The organism is Vreelandella hamiltonii, from assembly GCF_014651775.1.
GTDB lineage: Bacteria > Pseudomonadota > Gammaproteobacteria > Pseudomonadales > Halomonadaceae > Vreelandella > Vreelandella hamiltonii.
Genome location: NZ_BMXN01000006.1, coordinates 112,346 through 132,028, shown reverse-complemented (window position 1 = coordinate 132,028; position 19,683 = coordinate 112,346). Strand labels below are relative to the sequence as shown.

At 61.0% G+C, this 19,683-nt stretch carries 17 protein-coding genes and 5 tRNA genes; 14 read left to right on the top strand and 8 right to left on the bottom strand.

Annotation, left to right across the window (positions count from 1 at the left end):
* Positions 1 to 27: 27 nt before the first annotated feature.
* The 3 genes from prmC to hemA are packed head-to-tail and all read right to left on the bottom strand — an operon-like array spanning position 28 to position 3,271.
* Positions 28 to 876, bottom strand: coding sequence for a peptide chain release factor N(5)-glutamine methyltransferase (prmC, locus tag IE091_RS07595; RefSeq protein ID WP_081195661.1), 849 nt, complete (start codon positions 874 to 876; stop codon positions 28 to 30).
* Positions 876 to 1,964 (bottom strand): peptide chain release factor 1, encoded by a 1,089-nt coding sequence (gene prfA / locus IE091_RS07590; protein ID WP_039181068.1) that lies wholly within the window; start codon positions 1,962 to 1,964, stop codon positions 876 to 878. Before prfA ends, prmC begins: the two co-directional genes overlap by 1 nt.
* The gene (gene hemA / locus IE091_RS07585) at positions 1,961 to 3,271 is read right to left on the bottom strand and encodes a glutamyl-tRNA reductase (RefSeq protein ID WP_189463326.1); all 1,311 of its coding nucleotides are present in this window, start codon (positions 3,269 to 3,271) and stop codon (positions 1,961 to 1,963) included. Before hemA ends, prfA begins: the two co-directional genes overlap by 4 nt.
* Positions 3,272 to 3,618: 347 nt before the next feature.
* On the opposite strand from hemA, the gene IE091_RS07580 reads away from it, so the two are divergent.
* The 9 genes from IE091_RS07580 to IE091_RS07540 all read left to right on the top strand — a co-directional run bounded on the left by IE091_RS07580 (position 3,619) and on the right by IE091_RS07540 (position 10,783).
* On the top strand, positions 3,619 to 5,286 hold the full coding sequence (locus tag IE091_RS07580) for a tetratricopeptide repeat protein (protein WP_373294907.1): 1,668 nt from the start codon (positions 3,619 to 3,621) through the stop codon (positions 5,284 to 5,286).
* 45 nt (positions 5,287 to 5,331) lie between these two features.
* Positions 5,332 to 6,003 (top strand): lipoprotein insertase outer membrane protein LolB, encoded by a 672-nt coding sequence (gene lolB, locus IE091_RS07575; RefSeq protein ID WP_039181075.1) that lies wholly within the window; start codon positions 5,332 to 5,334, stop codon positions 6,001 to 6,003.
* Between the two features lie 42 nt (positions 6,004 to 6,045).
* A complete protein-coding gene (gene ispE / locus IE091_RS07570; protein WP_039181077.1) occupies positions 6,046 to 6,906 on the top strand; it encodes a 4-(cytidine 5'-diphospho)-2-C-methyl-D-erythritol kinase in 861 nt (286 codons plus the stop codon).
* Positions 6,907 to 6,937: 31 nt separating this feature from the next.
* Positions 6,938 to 7,012 (top strand) — tRNA-Gln (locus IE091_RS07565).
* Positions 7,013 to 7,071: 59 nt separating this feature from the next.
* The gene (locus tag IE091_RS07560; RefSeq protein WP_172416021.1) at positions 7,072 to 8,013 is read left to right on the top strand and encodes a ribose-phosphate pyrophosphokinase; all 942 of its coding nucleotides are present in this window, start codon (positions 7,072 to 7,074) and stop codon (positions 8,011 to 8,013) included.
* A 97-nt stretch (positions 8,014 to 8,110) separates the two neighbouring features.
* Positions 8,111 to 8,740 (top strand): 50S ribosomal protein L25/general stress protein Ctc, encoded by a 630-nt coding sequence (locus IE091_RS07555; protein WP_016914433.1) that lies wholly within the window; start codon positions 8,111 to 8,113, stop codon positions 8,738 to 8,740.
* Positions 8,741 to 8,874: 134 nt separating this feature from the next.
* On the top strand, positions 8,875 to 9,456 hold the full coding sequence (gene pth, locus IE091_RS07550; protein ID WP_016914434.1) for an aminoacyl-tRNA hydrolase: 582 nt from the start codon (positions 8,875 to 8,877) through the stop codon (positions 9,454 to 9,456).
* 95 nt (positions 9,457 to 9,551) lie between these two features.
* Positions 9,552 to 10,643 carry a redox-regulated ATPase YchF gene (gene ychF, locus IE091_RS07545; RefSeq protein ID WP_016914435.1) on the top strand — a complete coding sequence of 364 codons (1,092 nt, stop codon included), beginning with the start codon at positions 9,552 to 9,554 and terminating at the stop codon, positions 10,641 to 10,643.
* A gap of 63 nt (positions 10,644 to 10,706) precedes the next feature.
* Positions 10,707 to 10,783 (top strand) — tRNA-Met (locus IE091_RS07540).
* A 101-nt stretch (positions 10,784 to 10,884) separates the two neighbouring features.
* On the opposite strand, the gene IE091_RS07535 is transcribed toward IE091_RS07540, so the two are convergent.
* Positions 10,885 to 12,189: a M18 family aminopeptidase gene (locus IE091_RS07535; protein ID WP_039181083.1), complete on the bottom strand. Its 1,305-nt coding sequence runs from the start codon at positions 12,187 to 12,189 to the stop codon at positions 10,885 to 10,887.
* Positions 12,190 to 12,327: 138 nt separating this feature from the next.
* On the opposite strand from IE091_RS07535, the gene IE091_RS07530 reads away from it, so the two are divergent.
* The gene (locus tag IE091_RS07530; RefSeq protein ID WP_189463325.1) at positions 12,328 to 14,409 is read left to right on the top strand and encodes a carboxy terminal-processing peptidase; all 2,082 of its coding nucleotides are present in this window, start codon (positions 12,328 to 12,330) and stop codon (positions 14,407 to 14,409) included.
* A 143-nt stretch (positions 14,410 to 14,552) separates the two neighbouring features.
* Here the strand turns inward: IE091_RS07530 and IE091_RS07525 are convergent, their stop codons facing one another.
* The 4 genes from IE091_RS07525 to IE091_RS07510 all read right to left on the bottom strand — a co-directional run bounded on the left by IE091_RS07525 (position 14,553) and on the right by IE091_RS07510 (position 15,510).
* Complete coding sequence (locus tag IE091_RS07525) at positions 14,553 to 14,849, bottom strand: metalloregulator ArsR/SmtB family transcription factor (protein WP_229800785.1); 297 nt, start codon at positions 14,847 to 14,849, stop codon at positions 14,553 to 14,555.
* 292 nt (positions 14,850 to 15,141) lie between these two features.
* Positions 15,142 to 15,217: transfer RNA gene (locus tag IE091_RS07520), tRNA-Asn, on the bottom strand.
* Between the two features lie 55 nt (positions 15,218 to 15,272).
* Positions 15,273 to 15,348 (bottom strand) — tRNA-Asn (locus IE091_RS07515).
* An 86-nt stretch (positions 15,349 to 15,434) separates the two neighbouring features.
* Positions 15,435 to 15,510: transfer RNA gene (locus IE091_RS07510), tRNA-Asn, on the bottom strand.
* A gap of 188 nt (positions 15,511 to 15,698) precedes the next feature.
* Here IE091_RS07510 and miaB point away from each other — a divergent pair.
* From miaB to IE091_RS07490, 4 genes are all read left to right on the top strand, one after another.
* Complete coding sequence (gene miaB, locus IE091_RS07505) at positions 15,699 to 17,042, top strand: tRNA (N6-isopentenyl adenosine(37)-C2)-methylthiotransferase MiaB (RefSeq protein ID WP_039181090.1); 1,344 nt, start codon at positions 15,699 to 15,701, stop codon at positions 17,040 to 17,042.
* Between the two features lie 86 nt (positions 17,043 to 17,128).
* A complete protein-coding gene (locus IE091_RS07500) occupies positions 17,129 to 18,220 on the top strand; it encodes a PhoH family protein (protein ID WP_189463324.1) in 1,092 nt (363 codons plus the stop codon).
* Complete coding sequence (gene ybeY / locus IE091_RS07495; protein WP_189463323.1) at positions 18,217 to 18,678, top strand: rRNA maturation RNase YbeY; 462 nt, start codon at positions 18,217 to 18,219, stop codon at positions 18,676 to 18,678. The genes IE091_RS07500 and ybeY overlap by 4 nt, the downstream gene beginning before the upstream one ends.
* A gap of 123 nt (positions 18,679 to 18,801) precedes the next feature.
* Positions 18,802 to 19,683 (top strand): HlyC/CorC family transporter, encoded by an 882-nt coding sequence (locus tag IE091_RS07490; RefSeq protein WP_189463322.1) that lies wholly within the window; start codon positions 18,802 to 18,804, stop codon positions 19,681 to 19,683.

The window sequence follows — 19,683 nt, the reverse complement described above, 5'->3', positions numbered from 1 at the left end:
AGGATCCAATACAAATGAATCAGGCGGTCAATAAAGGTGCCCCAGAGTAACCCGTTCATGGCCCCCCATGTCTTGCACACTTTCAACGTTCTGATAGCCCGCCGCCAACAGTGCCTCACGCACACTGGCCGCCTGCTGGTAGCCATGCTCCATTGCCAGGCAGCCACCAGGGGCCAGGTGGGCCTTGGCCGCCTCGATCACATGAAGCAGGTCTGCCATGCCGTTGGCATCGGCAACCAGCGCCGAGTGCGGCTCGAAACGCACGTCGCCCTGGCTCAAATGCGGATCATCGGCCGCAATGTAAGGGGGGTTACTGACGATGATATCGAAAGGCGGCTCCTCTGCCGGAGGCACGAACGCGCTGAGCCAATCACTCAACACAAACCGGGCATTGGTGATCCCCAGTGCGTCGGCATTGCGCTCGGCCAGCGTCACGGCTCCGGGGCGAATGTCGGCACCGATGACCTGCCAGCCCGGCTTTTCACTGGCCAGCGCCAGCGCAATGGCGCCCGTGCCCGTTCCCAGATCCAGTAGCCTGCCCACCGGGGCAGCGGCGCGAGAAAGCGCCACCTCCACCAGGGTTTCCGTGTCGGGCCTGGGAATCAGCGTGTCGGGAGAAGTCGCCAGCCGCAGCCCCCAGAACTCTCGCTCACCGGTAAGATACGCCACCGGCTGCCCCTGGGCACGCGCGGCTACCAGCGCCTCGAAACGGGCTCGCTCCCAGGTGGGGCATTCGCGGTCGCCCCAGGTATAGAGCCACGTTCGGCTGCACTGGGCAGCGCAGCCCAGCAATACCTCGGCATCCAGGCGCGGCGTGGGCGAGCCTGCCTGCGCCAACCGCTGGGCCGCCTGTGACAGCAAGGCGTCGAAGGTCATCAGCCTTCCTGCAGGGCCGAGAGCTGCTCTGCCTGATACTCATGGATCAGGGGCTCGATCACGTCATCGAGCTGCTCGCCGCTGACCACTTCGGTCAGCTTGTAGAGCGTCAGGTTGATGCGGTGGTCGGTGATGCGACCTTGAGGGAAGTTATAGGTCCGAATCCGCTCACTGCGGTCTCCCGAGCCGACCAGCGAACGGCGTGCATCGGCCTGCTCCTGGCGCTGTGAATCCACGGCATTGCGCTTGAGCTTGGCCGCCAGCAAGGACATGGCCTTGGCACGGTTCTTGTGCTGGCTGCGCTCTTCCTGGCACTCCACCACCACGCCGGTGGGCAAGTGGGTGATGCGAATCGCCGAGTCGGTGGTGTTGACGTGCTGGCCACCGGCACCGCTGGAGCGGTAGGTGTCCACCCGCAGGTCGGCGGGGTTGATGTCCACATCGCCCACTTCATCCACCTCGGGCATGACCGCCACGGTACAGGCAGAGGTATGGATACGCCCCTGAGACTCCGTCGCGGGCACGCGCTGTACGCGATGGGCGCCCGACTCGAACTTCAGCCGTGCATAGACGCCGTCGCCCTTGACCCGAGAGATCACCTCTTTATAGCCGCCCTGCTCGCCGTGGCTGGCACTGACGATTTCTACCCGCCAGCCACGCTTTTCAGCATAGCGGGAGTACATGCGGAACAGATCACCGGCAAAAATCGCCGCTTCATCGCCACCGGTGCCCGCCCGCACTTCCAGAAACACGCCACGGCCATCGTCAGGGTCCTTGGGGATCAGCAGACGTTTCAGCTCGACGTCCAGCGCTGCCAGCTGTTCGCGGCCATCGCTGATTTCCATTTCTGCCAGTTCACGCATCTCCGGATCACTGTCACGGCTCAGCTGTTCGGCCTCGGCGATGCTGTCTTCGACCCCGCGGTAACGTTGCCAGGCGGCCACTAGCTCTTCCAGCTCAGCGTATTCCCGCGAATAGTCACGGAAGCGCTGCTGATTGTTGATCACCTCGGGATCGGACAGCAGCATGGCCAGCTCCTCGAAACGGTCGGAGAAGCTATCCAGGCGTTGGCGCAAAGTCTCTTTCATGCGGGTGTATCATCCTTCTGGCGTTTTACCGGACGCGCAGGCTGCTCGAAGGCAGGTTTGGGCGGCAGTAACAGGCGCGGCGCGGCGTTGAGCAATTCATGGTTTTCCTGCGAAGCAGCGTCACGAATGGCAAGCGTGGGTTGATGCATGAAGCGGTTGGCCAGCTGATGAGCCATCCGCTCGATGACTTTGGCCGGGTCTTCCCCCTTGGCCAGGCGTTCCAGCGCCTGCTCCCGCGCTTGATCGCGCAGCGCTTCGCCATGACGACGATAATCTCGAATCACTTCGCCGCCATTGCGAATGCGGCGCTCATGCTGCCAGCTGCCGACGCCGTGTTCAATCAGCGACTCGGCCTGGTCGGCGGCCACTTGGCGATGGCGGCGATTCTCTTCGATGACCTCTTCCAGGTCATCCACGGTATAGAGAAACACATCGGCCAGCTCACCCACCTGTGGCTCGATATCCCGTGGCACTGCAATATCGACCATGAAGACAGGCCGATGACGGCGCTTCTTCAGGGCACGCTCGACCATCCCCTTGCCCAGAATCGGCAGCGGGGAAGCCGTGGACGAGATCACGATATCGGCATGCTCCAGCGCATCCGGAATCTCGGGCAGGGTGATGGCCGTCCCGCCCAGCGCCGCAGACACCTGTTCGGCACGCTCCCGGGTACGGTTGGCCACGGTGAGCTGACGCACGCCCGCCTCATGCAGATGGCGCGCCACCAGCTCGATGGTTTCTCCGGCACCGATCAAAAGCGCCCGTGCACGACTGAAATCATCGAAGATACGGCTGGCCATGCTGACCGCCGCGTAAGCCACCGACACGGGGTTCTTGCCGATACCCGTTTCGGTGCGCACCTGCTTGGCCACGGCAAAGGTGTGTTGAAACAGCCGTTCCAGCTCTCCCCCCAAGCCCTTTGCCTGGCGCGCCTGCTGATACGCGTCTTTCAACTGCCCCAGAATCTGCGGCTCACCCAGCACCATGGAGTCGAGCCCGACCGCTACGCGCATCAGGTGGCGAGCTGCTTCGTTGTCATGATAGTGGTACGCACAGCGTGCCAAATCATCGACCCGCAGATTGTGAAAGCGTCCCAGCCAGTCCAGCACGGTTTGCTCGCCTGCGGCATCGGTCACGCAGTAGAGCTCGGTACGGTTGCAGGTCGAGAGCACCGCGGCTTCGTGGATATGTGGCAGGCCACGCAGCTCGGCCAACGCGCTTTCCAGCTGCGTTGGCGTAAAGGCCACCTGCTCACGCACGGCCACGCTGGCAGTACGATGATTAATTCCCAGGGCAAGAAGCGTCATGCGGTCTGCGTCTTCGCTAGTGGATCGGTCGTCACGTCACTGTTCGTCGTTATCGCTTGGAGAGGAGCCGAACAAGGCAGCTTTACGGGTGAATTGTGCTGACTCGGCCCGCTTTCAAGGTGGAACATTCTATCACAACACTGCATGTTCTGGCGCACACCACTTTGCCGCAGGCAGCCAAGCCGCTATGCTGAACACTCGGCCACTTGATCGAGATACGCATGCCCCACCGCGCAACACTTCCGGGTTTGTCCCGAGCACTATCGGGTCTCCCTCTGTTACCGCTGGCCGCGACGCTGCTGTTGAGCGGCTGTCAGCTGTCCTCCACGCTTCCAGATCGCGGGTTCATGAGTGCTAGCCGCGACCCCATGCTGACGGCCCCGCCGGTCACACGCGGCCTGGATGCGGCAGGGCTCAGCACGCTGCTGGCCGCCGAGCTGGCTGGCCAGCGCGGCGACTATCGTTATGCAAGCCGTGGCTACCTGGAAGCCGCCCAGCGCTACAGCGCGCCCGGGCTGGCCGAGCGCGCCACCTTTGCAGCACGCTTTGGCAACGACGCCGCGTTGATGGAAGCATCTGCGCTACGCTGGCGCGAGCTGTCGCCCACCGCGGAAACGCCCAACCGGCTGCTGGCCGCCCTGTCACTGCAGCGCGGTGACTGGCTGGACAGCCTGGAACAGCGGCTGGTGATTGCCGAATCGGGCGGCTACGGCGACATATCGAGTTTCGCCGAGCTTGCGGTGGCGGAAGCAGCGCCACTCAATGTCCTGGTACAGCCGTTACGCACCTATCTGGCGCAACCGGTTGCTGCCGAGCGCGACTCCTACAGCGATGTGCTGCTGGGCACCGCGCTCATCGAAGCCGCCCTGGGCGAGACACAAACCGCTCAGCAGCACCTCGACCTGGTCGAGCAGCGCGAGCCCGAGTCCGCAGCACTGTGGCTGGCCAAGGCACGCCTGGCGCTGGAAAGCGGCGACCACCGCGCAGCTCAGCGGGCGGCCCAGCAAGGGCTGAGCCTGTCACCCGATGACGTGCGCTTCATTCTCATGCTGGCCCAGGCCGAAATCCGCCTCAACAACATTACCGCCGCCGAAACCCAGACCAACGCCCTGCTGGAAACCCACGGAGGCAATCAGGAACTGCGCATCGCCCTGGCTCAGCTCTATCTCGAAGAGGGCCACAGTGAGCCCGCCTATCGGCTGCTGCAGCCTCTGATCGGCCAGGACAGAATTCCCAATATTGCCTACTTTCTGCTGGGCGCCATTGCACAATCTCAGGGCGATATCGACAACGCCCTGCTCTATTACCGCCAGGTGCGCGATGGCAACGAGTTCCTGCCTGCGCGAGCAGCCGCCGCTCGTATGCTGATCGACGACGACCGCCTGCTGGACGCGCGCGCCTTCCTGCGCATCGAGCGCATGCGCCACGACACCTACTTTGGCGATCTGGTTCTGCTCGAAGTGCAGCTGCTGGACGATCTCGCCATGGAGCAAGAGGCAAGCGCCCTGCTGGACCGAGAAATCACCCGCACGCCCGACGACACGCGACTGCTGTACCTGCGTGCCATGCGTGGCTGGGAGATGGGCGACCTGGCCGCCATGGAGCGCGACCTGCAGCAGATCCTGCGCACCGAGCCCAACAACCCCGATGCCCTGAATGCGCTGGGCTATACCCTGGCCGACCTGAACATCACCGAGCGCCTGGAAGAAGCCCGGGACCTGATCGAGCGCGCCTATGAAGTCGATCCCGACAACCCGGCCATCATGGATAGCCTGGGCTGGGTATACTTCCGACTGGGCAAACTGGATGACGCCCTGGCGTGGCTGGAAAGCGCCTATTCGCGACTCCCCGATCAAGAAGTATCCGCCCACTTGGCCGAAGTGCTGCATGCCTTGGGGCGCAGCGACGAAGCGCGTCAAGCCATCGCCCGAGCCATGCGGCGTGCCGACCATCACCCCCAAATAGACGAACTGCTGGAACGGCATCCTGAACTAACGCCCGCCAGCACGCCCTAATAGTGCACTCTTCTGGATCCAGACCCTACTGACATGGAGCTTCTAATGTTGACTACGTCATTTCCCTTCGCTCGTTCGGCAAGCCCCCGACTGTCTGGTCGCCTGCCTACTGCGCGTCTATGGGTAGCCGCCCTTGCTCTCTTGACCTTGGCCGGCTGCGCCAACCAGGCACCAGTCGACGAAAGCGGTCGTCAGGCAGGCCAGTGGGAGCGCCAGCAGGCGCAGGTCGAAGATTTCGATAGCTGGACACTGGTGGGCAAAGCAGGCTTGCGCACCCCCCAGGAAAACATCAGCGCCAACCTCGACTGGAACCAGACACCGTTCTACTTCCGCATGCTGATCAGCGGTCCCTTTGGCGGCGGACGCAGCGTACTGGAAGGACGTGAAGGACGCTTTTCGCTGAGCACCAGCGACGGCCGCTTCGAAGCCGAAACTCCGGAAGCCCTGATGGAAGAGCAGTTGGGCTGGTCACTGCCGGTACGCGCCATGCCCGACTGGGTGCGCGGCTTGCCCGGCGACCACGCCAGCTATCAGCTGGAAACCGACGAGCTGGGCTTCCCCCGCTTCCTGCAGCAGGATGGCTGGGAAATCGACTACCGTGACTGGGAGCGGGTAGAAGAGATGTGGCTGCCCCGCCGTCTGGTGATGAACTACGGCGAGGTACGCATCACCCTGGTAGTCAACCAGTGGCAAGCTGCCAGCCGCACGGCCGAATAAGCGCCGCTTCATCGCCCTGCACTTTCATTTTAGAGAACCGGCATGTCCGCAACACCCCATTCTCTGATTCTACCGGCTCCGGCCAAACTGAATCGCATGCTGCATATCGTGGGCCGTCGACCAGACGGCTACCACGAGCTGCAAACGCTGTTTCAGCTGATCGACCTGTGCGACACGCTGACGCTCACGCAACGCCAGGACAGCCGTATCGAGCTGACCACGCCGCTGGCAGGCGTTGCCGACGATGACAATCTGATCGTCCGTGCCGCACGCCTGCTCCAGCAGGAAAGCGGCCATCACAACGGCGTATCGATCTCCATCGACAAGCGCCTTCCCATGGGCGGCGGCCTCGGTGGCGGCAGCTCCAATGCTGCCACCGTGCTGGTGGGTCTCAATCAGCTGTGGCAGCTTGGCCTGGATCGCCAGACCCTGGCCACGCTGGGGCTGAGCCTGGGCGCCGATGTGCCGGTGTTCGTGCATGGCCACAGCGCCTGGGCAGAAGGCGTTGGCGAACGGCTCACTCCTGTCACGCTGGACACCCCCTGGTTTGTGGTGATTCACCCCGGCGTGAGCGTCTCGACGCCCGCCATCTTCCAGGATGCGGAATTGACACGCGACAGCCTCCCCATTACTATGGCGCGCGCACTGCAGGGGGGAGCGGCCGAATGGCGCAACGACTGCGAGGCAACGGTCAGGAAAGGCTACCCGCTCATTGCGGATGCACTTGACTGGCTCGCACAGTATGCACCGTGCCGATTGACCGGTACGGGCGCTTGTCTGTTTGCCGCCTTCGACACACAAGAGGCAGCACAGGCAGTGGCCAAGCAAGCCAACCAGCGCTGGAAAGCCTGGGTGGCCAAAGGGCTCAACACCTCTCCCCTACAAGATGCTCTGGGCTGCTGAAAGCGCCCGGTCGTCGCATCAGGCTGTTTGCTGGGGTATCGCCAAGTGGTAAGGCACCGGTTTTTGGTATCGGCATTCCCAGGTTCGAATCCTGGTACCCCAGCCAATCCTGATGTTGATCTGCGTTTTCTCCCCTGATCCCCAACACTGCAAAGGTGGCTGCGCGTGTCAAAATTGATGGTCTTCACCGGGAATGCCAATCCCGAACTCGCTCAAAAGATTGCCGAGAGCTTGGACAGCCGCATGGGTAATGCCACGGTGGGTCAATTTAGCGACGGCGAAATCGCGGTCGAGATCAATGAGAACGTGCGTGGCAAGGATGTCTTTATCCTGCAATCCACCTGCGCGCCGACGAATGACAATCTGATGGAACTGATTCTGATGGTCGACGCCCTGCGTCGTGCATCGGCTGCTCGTATCACGGCAGTGGTTCCCTACTTCGGCTATGCCCGCCAGGATCGTCGTGTACGCTCCGCCCGCGTCCCCATCTCGGCAAAAGTAGTGGCCGACATGATGGTAAAAGCAGGCGTCGACCGCGTCATGACCATGGACCTGCATGCCGACCAGATTCAGGGCTTCTTCGATGTGCCGGTGGACAACGTCTACGGCTCTCCGATCCTGCTCGACGACATCGAACGTCAGAACTACGACGATCTGGTGGTGGTATCCCCCGATGTCGGCGGCGTAGTGCGTGCTCGCGCCATCGCCAAGCAGTTGAATGCCGATCTGGCCATCATCGACAAGCGCCGCCCCCAGGCCAACCAGGCCCAGGTCATGCACATCATCGGTGAAATCGAAGGCCGCACCTGCGTGGTCGTCGATGACATGATCGATACCGCAGGCACCTTGTGCAAAGCGGGTGAAGCCTTGAAAGATCATGGCGCGGCGCGGGTCGTCGCCTATGCCACCCACCCGATCCTGTCGGGCCCGGCGGTAGACAACATTACCAACTCCGTACTGGATGAAGTCGTGGTGACCGACACCATTCCGCTGGCCGACCATGCGCGTCGCAGCGGAAAGATTCGCCAGTTGAGCGTTGCTGGCCTGATTGCGGAAGCCATTCGCCGCGTCAGCAACGAAGAATCCGTCAGCGCGATGTTCCATTGATCGCCTGATGTGACAAGCCCCCTTCTGGGGCCATGGGAACGTCGTCGTCTGGTCGCGGGCGGCGGCGTTTCCTTACTTAAACCAAGAGGCAATTAACATGTCTGATTTTATCCTGAAAGCCAGCGTTCGTAACGACCTGGGGAAAGGTGCGAGCCGCCGCCTGCGTCGTGCGAACCAATTCGTACCGGCCGTTGTGTACGGCGGTGAGAAAGGCGCGCAATCCATCTCTGTCGAAAAGACCGCTTTCTACAAGGCGATCGAAGACGAGTCGTTCTTCTCTTCCGTCATCAAGCTGGTCGTCGACGGCAGCGAAGAGCAGGTCGTTGTTCGTGATCTGCAGCGCCACCCCTTCAAGCCGCTGCTGACCCACGCCGACTTCATGCGCGTCGACGCGACTCACGCCATCACCATGAACGTGCCGCTGCACGTGGTGAACGAAGAGAAGTGTGTGGGCATCAAGGACCAGGGCGGTGAACTGCACGTACTGGCCAACGAAGTTGCCATCAGCTGCTTGCCGAAAGATCTTCCTGACTTCCTGGAAGTGGACATCAGCAAGGTCGAGCTGGGCACTACCCTGCACCTGTCTGACCTGACCTTCCCGGCGGGCGTCACTTCCGTTGACCTGTCCCACGGTGAAGAGCACGACAACGCCGTACTGAGCATCACTGCTGTCAAAGTACGTGTTGAAGAAGAAGGCGAAGGCGACGCAGAAGAAAGCGCCGAGTAAGCCAGGGCGCAGCGGTATTGCGCCCCGAGCCATGCCCGCATGGCTCGGAAATGATAAAATCAAGCGCCTCGGCGCTTGATTTTTTTTTGCGACTCGAGACACGCTGCCATTTTCATCCTACTGGAGCTGAGCACATGAGCCAGGTAACGGCCATTATCGGGCTGGGCAACCCCGGCGCTGACTATGATGCAACCCGCCACAACGCCGGTTTTTGGCTGGTCGAGGCCCTTGCCCGCAGCGCCCATAGTGAACTGCGCCCAGAAAAGAAGTTTCTGGGTCTTTATGCCAAGGTACGCCTGGGCGAGCACGAACTGCACCTGCTGAACCCCTCGACCTTCATGAACCGCAGCGGCGCTGCGGTGGCTGCGCTGACCCAGTTCTTCAAGCTCACTCCAGAGAACCTGCTGGTCGCCCATGACGAGCTGGATCTGCCCCCCGGCCAGGCACGCTACAAGACCGGTGGCGGGCACGGCGGCCACAACGGACTGCGCGACATCATCAGTGCACTGGGCAACCAGAAGCAGTTCCACCGCCTGCGTATCGGCATCGGCCACCCCGGGGAAGCACGCCAAGTGGTCAATTACGTGCTGGGCCGCCCTGGCAAAGCCGAACAGGAAGCCATCGCGCACGCCCTAGAGGAGAGTCTGGCCACCCTGCCGCTGGCACTTTCCGGCGATTGGGCTAAAGCCATGAACCGCCTTCATAGCGTAAAATAGCAGCACGTTTGATCAGTCGTGTGATCGCACACGTTTATTCACTGTTGGCCAGCGCCTCACGAGATAGCGCTGGCCTAGCGGCCAGGAAGTAATGTATGGGCTTTAACTGCGGTATTGTCGGCCTACCCAACGTAGGCAAATCCACCCTGTTCAATGCACTGACGAAGTCAGGTATCGATGCCGAGAACTTCCCGTTCTGCACCATCGAACCCAACGTCGGCATCGTTCCCATGCCAGACCCACGCCTGGATAAGCTGGCAGCCATCGTCAAGCCCGAAAAAGTCCTGCCGACCACCATGGAATTCGTGGATATCGCCGGCCTGGTAGCGGGTGCTTCAAAGGGCGAAGGGCTCGGCAACAAGTTTCTCGCCAACATTCGTGAAACCCAGGCCATTGCCCACGTGGTGCGCTGCTTCGACAACGACAACGTGATCCACGTGGCCAACCAGGTAGACCCCCGCGCCGACATCGAAACCATCAACCTGGAACTCGCTCTGGCCGATCTGGATACGGTCGAAAAAGCCAGCCAGCGCCTGGTGCGCGTGGTCAAGGGTGGCGACAAGGACGCCATGGCCACCAAGGCGGTGCTGGACAAGATTCAGCCCCACCTGGCAGAAGGCCAGCCACTGCGCAGCTTTGGCCTGGATGAAGACGAGAAACGCCAGGTCAAAAGCTTTGGTTTCCTGACGCTCAAGCCCACCATGTACATTGCCAACGTCAATGAAGATGGTTTCGAGAACAACCCCTACCTGGACATCGTCAAGGAGATCGCCGCCGAAGAAGGCGCTGTGGTCGTACCGGTGTGCAACCAGCTGGAGGCCGAAATCGCCGAGCTCGACGACGATGAGCGCAGCATGTTCCTGGCCGAAATGGGCATGGAAGAGCCGGGGCTGGATCGCGTCATCCGCGCAGGCTATGCCCTGCTGGGCCTGCAGACGTACTTCACCGCAGGCGTCAAGGAAGTACGTGCCTGGACCGTCAAGCAGGGGGCCAGCGCTCCGGAAGCTGCCGGGGTCATTCACACCGACTTCCAGAAAGGCTTCATTCGCGCCGAAGTCATTGCCTATGACGACTATGTCTCGCTGGGCGGCGAACAGGGTGCCAAGGATGCCGGAAAATGGCGCCTGGAAGGCAAGGACTACATCGTCAAGGATGGCGACGTGATCCACTTCCGCTTCAATGTGTAACGAATCAAACAATCAATGCTTGACGAATGACAAAGGGGTGGGTAATATTCGCCCCCGTTGCACGGCTACGTAGCTCAGCTGGTTAGAGCACATCACTCATAATGATGGGGTCCCCTGTTCAAATCAGGGCGTAGCCACCAACACCGAATCGAGCTAGCAATAGCGAAGGCCCGCTGATTTCATCAGCGGGCCTTTTTCGTTCTGGTTCGCTTTGGTCCGTTCTGGATTCGCAGACGGGTGATCAGTGCAGCGTCACGCGATTCAGGAACTGAACCAACGCGCGAGTCAGGTACTCGACGTCGCGAGTGCCGGACGTTTCACGAATGGAGTGCATGGCCCACTGCGGCAAGCCCACATCGATGGTCGGCACGCCCACTTCGGTCGCCGTGATCGGACCGATGGTGCTGCCGCAGCCCATGTCTGCCCGGGTGACGAATGACTGCACAGGCACATCGGCTTCTCGACACACATCGCGAAACAGTGCGCCGGTCACGCTGTTGGTGGCATAACGCTGGCTCGCGTTCACCTTGATGACCGGCCCGCCGTTGATGGCCGGGCCATGCCGCTCATCGTGCTTGTCACGGAAATTGGGGTGCAACGCGTGGGCGTTATCGCAGGAGATCATCAGTGACGACTGGATCAGTTGAATCAGTGACTCTTCACTACCGCCACCCACCTGCACGTTCAAGCGCTTGAGCACGTCCCCAAGAAACGGACCCTGTGCACCGCAGGCGCTGGCGCTACCGACCTCTTCATGGTCGTTGGCCACCAGCAACGCCCCCTGCTCGCCATCGCACGCCAGCAGCGCCTCCAGCCCGACGAAGCACGACAGCAGATTATCCAGCCGCGCACTGGCCAGCAGCTCCTGGCGCAGCCCCACCAGCGCAGGCGGCTGCACGTCGTAAAAGCCCAGCTCGAAATCGACGATATCCACGGCACGCAGCCCGTGCTGGGCTTCAAGCCACTGCGCCAACAGATCGTTGAGCTTGAGATCGTTGCTCTGCAGCAGCACCGGCGCCATTTGGGTTTGCGGATTGATCGAACGACCGCCGTTGACGTCGCGATCCATGTGAATGGCCAGGCTCGGAATCATCGCCACCGGCTGCGCCACGTTCAGCAGCACGCTCTCCAGGCGCCCATCGGCATGGCGTACATGCACCCGCCCTGCCAGCCCCAGCTCACGGTCGAACCAGGGCGCCAACAGCACGCCGCCGTACACCTGCACCCCCAGCTGCATCCAGCCCGCCGAGTACTGCGTGGCATTAGGCTTCAAGCGCAACCCTGGGCTGTCGGTATGCGCCCCCAGCATACGCAGGCTGGACAACTTTCCGGCAGGCAGCTGGAAGGCGATCAGCGACGAGTCATTGCGCGTCACGTAGTAACGCTTGCCCGGCGACAGCTGCCAGTTGGCGGTTTCTTCCAAGCGTGTAAAGCCCGCCTGCTCCAAACGCTGCGCCATGTTATGGGTAGCGTGCCATGGCGTGGGCGACTGCTCCAGGAAATCGCACAGTCGCGTTAAACGTTCTGCGTTGAAAGCCTCGGACATGGAAATCCTCTTTACAGTAATGATTGAGTCTCACAGGGTAAATGACCTGCTACAATGCTCCCTCGGCCTACGCAACTCATGGGCTAACTGCGTGTCTAGGGAAGAATGAGTGTACACAAATCCGGGAGAGCTTGACTGATGAGCTTGTTTGCAACGCTTTCGCGCTCGGTCGCCCTTGCTGTCATGCTGGTGATGACCAGCCCGGCAGCGATGGCGCAACTGGCGCCGACAGACGAACAACGCCAAGCGGCCGTAGAAATTGCGGATTCACTCCGCTATGGCCACTACGCGAACATTAATTTTGACCAGCAGTGGTCCGAGGAGGCTTTCCAGCGCTACCTGGACATTCTCGATGGTCAGCGTGCCTATTTGCTCAACCGTGATATTGAACCCTATCGTCATCTGGAAAACGATATGGCAGAGGCCCTTTTCGAAGGAGAATTGGACGATGCCTTTGCACTCTACAACCGCCTGAGCGAGCGCCACACCACTCGCCTGGAGTGGCTGCTGGCACGCCTGGACGAAGGCCTCTCGCTGGAATTCGAAAGCGACGAGCGCCTGGAGGTGGATCGTGAGAGCGCTCCCTGGGCCAGTCGTGAAAGTGAACTCGATGAACTGTGGCGCAAGCGCCTCAAGAACGACGCCTTGACCCTGGCACTCACCGGTCAAGACGACGAGCAGATCGAGAATAACCTGCGCCAGCGCTACGAAGGCCAATTGACCCGCCTGCGACAGACCGAATCGGAAGACGTTTTCGGCCTGCTGATGGCCGCAGTGTCCAGCACCATCGACCCGCACACAGGCTACCTGTCGCCCCGCCAGGGCGAATCCTTCGACATTCAGATGAGCCTTTCGCTGGAAGGCATTGGCGCCCTGCTGCAAGCCGACGGTGAATACGTCAAGGTCTCCAGCCTGGTGCCCGGCGGCCCCGCCGACCGCGCCGGAGTGCTGGAGCCCGCTGACCGCATCATTGCGGTAGGCCAGGAAGATGGCGAGATGGTCAACGTCGTGGGCATGCGCCTGGACAACGTGGTCGATCTGATTCGCGGCCCCAAAGGCTCGGTGGTACGCCTGGACGTCGTGCCTGCCCAGGCGGTCGACATGACCCGCTCGCAAATCGTGGAAATCACCCGTGACACCGTCAGCCTGGAAGACCAGGCCGCCAAAGGCGAAGTCATTGAAGTCATGCGCGAAGGCGAACCCCATCGCATCGGCGTCATCACCGTACCGACCTTCTACGTCGACTTCGATGCCTGGCAGGCAGGAGAAGAAGAGTACCGCAGCACCACCCGTGACGTAGCCCGAGAGATCGACAACCTCAAGAAAGAGGGTGTGGAAGGCATCGTGCTCGACCTGCGCAATAACGGCGGCGGCGCCCTCCAGGAAGCCAACTCGCTGATCGGCCTGTTCATCGATCGCGGCCCCACGGTACAAGTGCGTGACGCCCAAGGCCGCATCCAGCTCTACGGCGACACCGAAGCAGGCACGGTCTACGACGGCCCCCTGACCGTTCTGGTCAACCGCCTGTCGGCATCGGCCTCCGAGATCTTCGCGGGCGCCATTCAGGACTATGGCCGAGGTATCGTGGTGGGCGCCTCTACCTTTGGCAAAGGCACGGTACAGACCCTCAACGACCTGAGCCACGGCCAGATCAAGCTGACACGCGCCAAGTTCTACCGCATCTCTGGCGACAGCACCCAGAATCGCGGCGTAGAGCCGGACATCGCCTTCCCCAGCCTGATCGACCCCGAGCGCATTGGCGAGAGCAGCCTGGACAACGCCCTTCCCTGGGACACCGTGCAGAACGTTCAGTATCGTCGCTACGGCTCGCCGGAAACGGTCCTGCCTACCCTCCTCTCGTTACATGAGGAGCGCGCCAAGGGTAACCCCAATTTCCGCTACCTGGAGCGCCAGTCCACCCTGGCCCGCCAATTGCGCGAGCAGCACACCAGCGTCAGCCTGAACCGCGAACAGCGCCAGCGCGAACTGGAAGCTCAGGAAGCCGAGCAGCTGTCACTGGAAAACCAGCGCCGCCGCGCACTGGGTCTCCCGGAGCTGGAAGAGTGGATGGATGCCCGCAGCGACGGCACACAGGATGACGAGGCCGACACCGAGAGCGACGAAGCCGCTCCCGTCGACCGCGCTCATGTGCTGGAAGCGGCAGAAGTACTGCTCGATTACGCACACTTGGAAAAAGCCCAGCGCATGGCCCGCCGCTGAGCAGCCCCTGCCTCGACGCCTGACGGCGTCGGGGCAGCCTGACCAAGCAAGACGACCCGCGCAGAACGCTCCATGCAAAACGCCAGCCCTTGGGCTGGCGTTTTGCCATATGAACGAATCGACTGATGGAACCACTTACCCCGTCAGCACAAGGCCGCACGCCGAGCTGGCCGATCCCCCATCTTCAACAGGCGCTTTGTCAAGCCAGCCAGCTGCACTTCGCTGCCTTTTGCCCCCGCCTCGATAATGGCCATGGCCCATGCAGGCAGCTGTGGCGCAAGATGATAGTACACCCACTGTCCTTCACGCTGGTCGATCAGCAGACCACACTGGCGCAACTGCGCCAAGTGACGCGACACCTTGGGCTGCGACTCCTCGAGCGCATACGTCATTTCGCATACGCACAGCGACCGCTCCTGGGCGATCAGCAGTACCAGCATCAAGCGCGTCTCGTCGCTCAAACATTTAAAGACCTGCAGCGCCTGCAAGCCAGTTGCATCCTTCACGCGCTTCTCCAACGTTCGTTACCGTTCTGATGCTCATGCTACCGAAAAAGCTGGCGACAGGGCATCATTAAACGCCCCGAGCGAACGCAACGGACGCAACAAAGCCTTGCCATGCACCATAGCTTGATAGGCACTAGAGATAGAGAAAAAAGGAAAAGGAAATACGGCGGACTACGAAAGGGAGGAGAATTGATCGGCTAGATCGACAATACGCGAAGAAATGAAATGGCTCCTCGAGCAGGACTCGAACCTGCGACCCAATGATTAACAGTCATTTGCTCTACCAACTGAGCTATCGAGGAACATCTGTGCGTCAGCAACGAAACATGCTTCGGCAATAAAAGCAGAATAGCGAATTGGCTCCTCGAGCAGGACTCGAACCTGCGACCCAATGATTAACAGTCATTTGCTCTACCAACTGAGCTATCGAGGAACATCTGTATCGCTATTGCGCTTGAGCGAGAACCCTTGCCAACCTGTTAACTTTTCAGCCATTTGCCGAGAGTTCGGGTTGGTGTTTGGCTCCTCGAGCAGGACTCGAACCTGCGACCCAATGATTAACAGTCATTTGCTCTACCAACTGAGCTATCGAGGAACTGCTCAAACACGGTGCGTAGTATACTGATAGAAACGCGCGGGTCAAGTCTCGATTACAAGTGCAGTGCTAGCCGCTGGTTCGGTGTGTCCGTATAATGCAGCCATTCAGCGGCAGGCGACTGCCCAACGATTTTTTCATTCATCCCTCGTCTCTTCAGAAAGACGACCCATAGACGACAGGTACCGATGGCGAAGAAGCTCTTCATCAAAACGCACGGCTGCCAAATGAACGAGTACGACTCCTCTCGGATGGCAGACTTACTCGGCGAATCCCATCAGCTGGAGCTCACCGACAACGAGAAGGAAGCGGACGTCATTCTGCTGAACACCTGCTCGATTCGTGAAAAGGCACAGGACAAGGTCTACCACCAACTGGGCCGTTGGAAGAAGCTCAAGGACGCCAACCCGGAACTGGTCATTGGCGTAGGTGGCTGCGTGGCCAGCCAGGAAGGCGAAGCGCTGCGCAAACGCGCACCTTACGTGGACATGATCTTCGGGCCGCAAACCCTGCATCGCGTTCCCCAGATGCTCGACGCCCGCAAGAACAACCAGATTGCGGCAGTGGATGTCACCTTCCCCGAAATCGAGAAGTTCGACCACCTGCCCCAGCCCAAGTCGGATGGCGCCACGGCGTTCGTATCGGTGATGGAAGGCTGCTCCAAGTACTGCACTTTCTGCGTGGTGCCCTACACCCGCGGCGAAGAGGTCTCGCGCCCCTTCGAAGACGTCATGGATGAAGTCATCCACCTGGCCGACCAGGGCGTACGGGAAATCAACCTGCTGGGCCAGAACGTCAACGCCTATCGCGGCGACAATGAGGATGGCGACGAGATCGACCTGGCCGAGCTGATCGCCTGCATTGCCGCCGTGGACGGTATCGACCGTATCCGCTTCACCACCTCGCACCCGGTGGAGTTCACCGATAGTCTGGTCGATGCCTTTGCCGACATCCCGGAGCTGGTGAGCCACCTGCACCTGCCGGTACAGTCTGGTTCCGACCGCATTCTGAGCGCCATGAAGCGCGGCCATACGGCGGAAGAGTACATCGAGAAGATGGAGCGCATCCGCGCCAACCGCCCGGACATCAGCTTCTCCTCCGACTTCATCATCGGCTTCCCCGGCGAGACCGAAGAGGATTTCGAAGCCACCATGGACTTGATCCATCGCATTGGCTTCGACCACTCCTTCAGCTTCGTCTACTCGGCACGCCCTGGCACCCCCGCCTCGGGCCTGCCTGACGACACCCCGGAAAGCGTCAAGAAGCAGCGCCTGGCCATTCTGCAGGAGCGCATCCTGCAGCAGGCGGCGCAAATCAGCCGCCGCATGGTGGGCTCGACCCAGCGCATTCTGGTAACCGGGTTCTCGCCCAAGGACCCCGGCCAGCTCTCCGGGCGCACCGAGAACAACCGAGTCGTCAATTTCCGTGCCGCCAACCCCACCGAGCTGATCGGCTACTTCGTGGATGTCGAGATCACCGAAGCGCTGCCCAACTCGCTGCGTGGTGAGCTGGCCTCCGCCGAGCGTTATTGAGCCTTCTCTTATCCTGGGTAATTGCCCCGACCCCGTCGGGGCATTAAGCTGAAACGCACACACACCAACGAAAGGGTTTCCTACTCTTGAGCCAGCCATCACCTCAGGCCAATCGCATCATTACCCTAAGCCTTGAACCCAATGACCCGCAGCGCCTTGCCAGCCTCTGCGGCCAGCAGGACGAGCACCTAAAGCTGATCGAGAGCCGCCTGGACGTGACGTTGCGCAACCGTGGCAACGTTTTTCAGCTGGCCGGTGCGGCCAACCGCATCAAGGCGGCCGCCAATGTCCTCGAGCATCTGTACCGTGAAACAGCAGCCGCCGAGCTATCGGCGGATACCGTCCACCTGTTTTTACAGGAGTCAGGGCTAGAGGCCCTGGAGGAAGAAGAGGACGGCGAAGGCGGCAGCGACGAGGTGATCATGCGCACCCCCCGTGCCATGATCAAACCCCGCGGCCTGAACCAGCAGCGCTACGTGCAGAGCATCCGCGAACACGACATCAACTTCGGCATCGGGCCTGCGGGTACCGGCAAGACCTACCTGGCAGTGGCTGCGGCGGTCGAGGCACTGAACCAGCAGGAAGTGCGCCGCATCCTGCTGGTGCGCCCGGCCGTCGAAGCAGGCGAGAAGCTGGGCTTCTTGCCCGGCGACCTGGCCCAGAAGATCGACCCATACCTGCGCCCGCTGTATGACGCGCTCTATGAGATGATCGGCTTCGAGCAGGTGGCCAAGCTGATCGAGCGCCAGGTGATCGAAATCGCTCCGCTGGCGTACATGCGTGGCCGTACGTTGAACAACTCCTACATCATTCTTGATGAGAGCCAGAACACCACGCCGGAGCAGATGAAAATGTTCCTGACGCGGATCGGCTTTGGCTCGACGGCGGTGATCACGGGTGACATTACCCAGGTGGACTTGCCGCGCGGCCAGCGTTCGGGGCTTTCCCAGGTGCTGGACGTGCTCAAGGAGACCCCCGGCATCGGTGTGACCCACTTTGCCGCCAAGGACGTGGTGCGTCACCCGCTGGTGCAGCGCATCATCGAAGCCTATGACGAGTTCGAGTCGCAGCAGGAAGTGGCCGAGCGCGCCCGCCGCGAGGCGCGTCAGCAAGAGCGCGAAGCACGCATGCTGGCCCTCGAACGCCAGGGCAATCGCACTGGAGACGGCGACCAATGAACGAGCCAATGATCGATCGGCAAGCGGCCATCGACGAACCGCTGCTACCCTCTCTCGACCAGCTCACCCAATGGGTGAGCTGCGTGTTTGATCGCCATCCTGACGACGACCGCCAGGAGCTGACCATCCGGTTCGTGGATGAAGCCGAGAGTCAGGCGCTGAACCGCGACTACCGAGGCAAGGACAAGCCCACCAACGTGCTGTCGTTCCCTTTCGAGAACCCGCCTGGCATCACGCTGCCTCTGCTGGGCGATCTGGTCATCTGCCATGCGGTGGTGGCCCAAGAAGCCCACGAGCAGCAAAAGCCGCTGGAGCACCATTATGCGCACATGGTGGTTCACGGCACCCTGCACCTGATGGGCTATGACCATATCGAAGAGCAGGAAGCCGAAGAGATGGAGCAGCTCGAGCGGGAGCTGCTGGCGACCCTGAAGATCGATGACCCTTATCAGGCATGAGTGGCTTTGTTGCAGAAAGCTGCCGCTAGCGGTGGTGTCTGCCGCCACTCAGTGATACAACGATGAGCTGTCATCACCCCCCTTTATCGAACTACCTTGCCCGTAACTGAGAGAACTGACGCAATGAGCGAAGATCGATCGAGCAACCCCAATCAAAAATCATGGCTCGAGAAACTCTTTGGCGCCCTTTCCGGAGACAGCGATGAACCCAGCTCACGGGATGAGCTGATGACGTTTCTACGCCACACGGCCTGCAAGCTGAAACTGGATCAGGACGCCATCATGATCATTGAAGGCGCCCTCGACATCAGTGCCCAGCAGGTTCGCGAAATCCTCATCCCGCGCTCTCAGGTCACCGCCATCGCCCTGGACCAGACCAGTGACGACTACCTGCCGCTGATACAGGAGACCGGCCACTCCCGCTACCCGGTGGTGGGTGAAAATCTCGACGACGTCAAAGGCATTCTGCTGGTCAAGGACCTGCTGCCGCTGCTCTCCCAGACTCAGGAACAGCGCGACGCCTTCAAGCTGGAAGACGTGCTGCGTCCGGCCATGTTCATTCCCGAATCCAAGCGCCTCAACAGCCTGCTCAAGGAGTTCCGGGACACCCATAACCACATGGCCATCGTCGTGGACGAGTATGGCGGCACGGCGGGCATCATCACCATCGAAGATATCCTCGAACAGATCGTCGGGGATATCGAGGACGAGCACGATACCGACGAAGAGGACGATATCCGCACGCTGGAAAACGGCCACTTCGCCATCCGTGCCCTGACGCCCATCGAAGACTTCAATGAACGCTTTGGCACGGCCTTTTCCGATGACGAATTCGACACCGTGGGGGGGCTGGTCATGCAGCAATTCGGCCACCTGCCCGGCCGTGGCGAGCACACTACGCTAGGCGGTTGGCGCTTTGTCATTCTGAATGCCGACAACCGGCGCATCCGCCTGCTCGAGGCCTATCGTGAACGCGATGCCGACGACGAGACCGACGCTGACTAG

Excerpts from the sequence above, each read along its gene's own strand:
- lolB (WP_039181075.1), top strand. The coding sequence starts at position 5,332 with ATGTTGACTACGTCATTTCCCTTCGCTCGTTCGGCAAGCCCCCGACTG.
- IE091_RS07530 (WP_189463325.1), top strand. The coding sequence starts at position 12,328 with ATGAGCTTGTTTGCAACGCTTTCGCGCTCGGTCGCCCTTGCTGTCATG.
- IE091_RS07525 (WP_229800785.1), bottom strand. The coding sequence starts at position 14,849 with ATGCTGGTACTGCTGATCGCCCAGGAGCGGTCGCTGTGCGTATGCGAA.
- ispE (WP_039181077.1), top strand. The coding sequence starts at position 6,046 with ATGTCCGCAACACCCCATTCTCTGATTCTACCGGCTCCGGCCAAACTG.
- miaB (WP_039181090.1), top strand. The coding sequence starts at position 15,699 with ATGGCGAAGAAGCTCTTCATCAAAACGCACGGCTGCCAAATGAACGAG.
- pth (WP_016914434.1), top strand. The coding sequence starts at position 8,875 with ATGAGCCAGGTAACGGCCATTATCGGGCTGGGCAACCCCGGCGCTGAC.
- IE091_RS07580 (WP_373294907.1), top strand. The coding sequence starts at position 3,619 with ATGAGTGCTAGCCGCGACCCCATGCTGACGGCCCCGCCGGTCACACGC.
- prmC (WP_081195661.1), bottom strand. The coding sequence starts at position 876 with ATGACCTTCGACGCCTTGCTGTCACAGGCGGCCCAGCGGTTGGCGCAG.
- IE091_RS07555 (WP_016914433.1), top strand. The coding sequence starts at position 8,111 with ATGTCTGATTTTATCCTGAAAGCCAGCGTTCGTAACGACCTGGGGAAA.
- prfA (WP_039181068.1), bottom strand. The coding sequence starts at position 1,964 with ATGAAAGAGACTTTGCGCCAACGCCTGGATAGCTTCTCCGACCGTTTC.
- ybeY (WP_189463323.1), top strand. The coding sequence starts at position 18,217 with ATGAACGAGCCAATGATCGATCGGCAAGCGGCCATCGACGAACCGCTG.
- IE091_RS07535 (WP_039181083.1), bottom strand. The coding sequence starts at position 12,189 with ATGTCCGAGGCTTTCAACGCAGAACGTTTAACGCGACTGTGCGATTTC.
- ychF (WP_016914435.1), top strand. The coding sequence starts at position 9,552 with ATGGGCTTTAACTGCGGTATTGTCGGCCTACCCAACGTAGGCAAATCC.
- hemA (WP_189463326.1), bottom strand. The coding sequence starts at position 3,271 with ATGACGCTTCTTGCCCTGGGAATTAATCATCGTACTGCCAGCGTGGCC.
- IE091_RS07490 (WP_189463322.1), top strand. The coding sequence starts at position 18,802 with ATGAGCGAAGATCGATCGAGCAACCCCAATCAAAAATCATGGCTCGAG.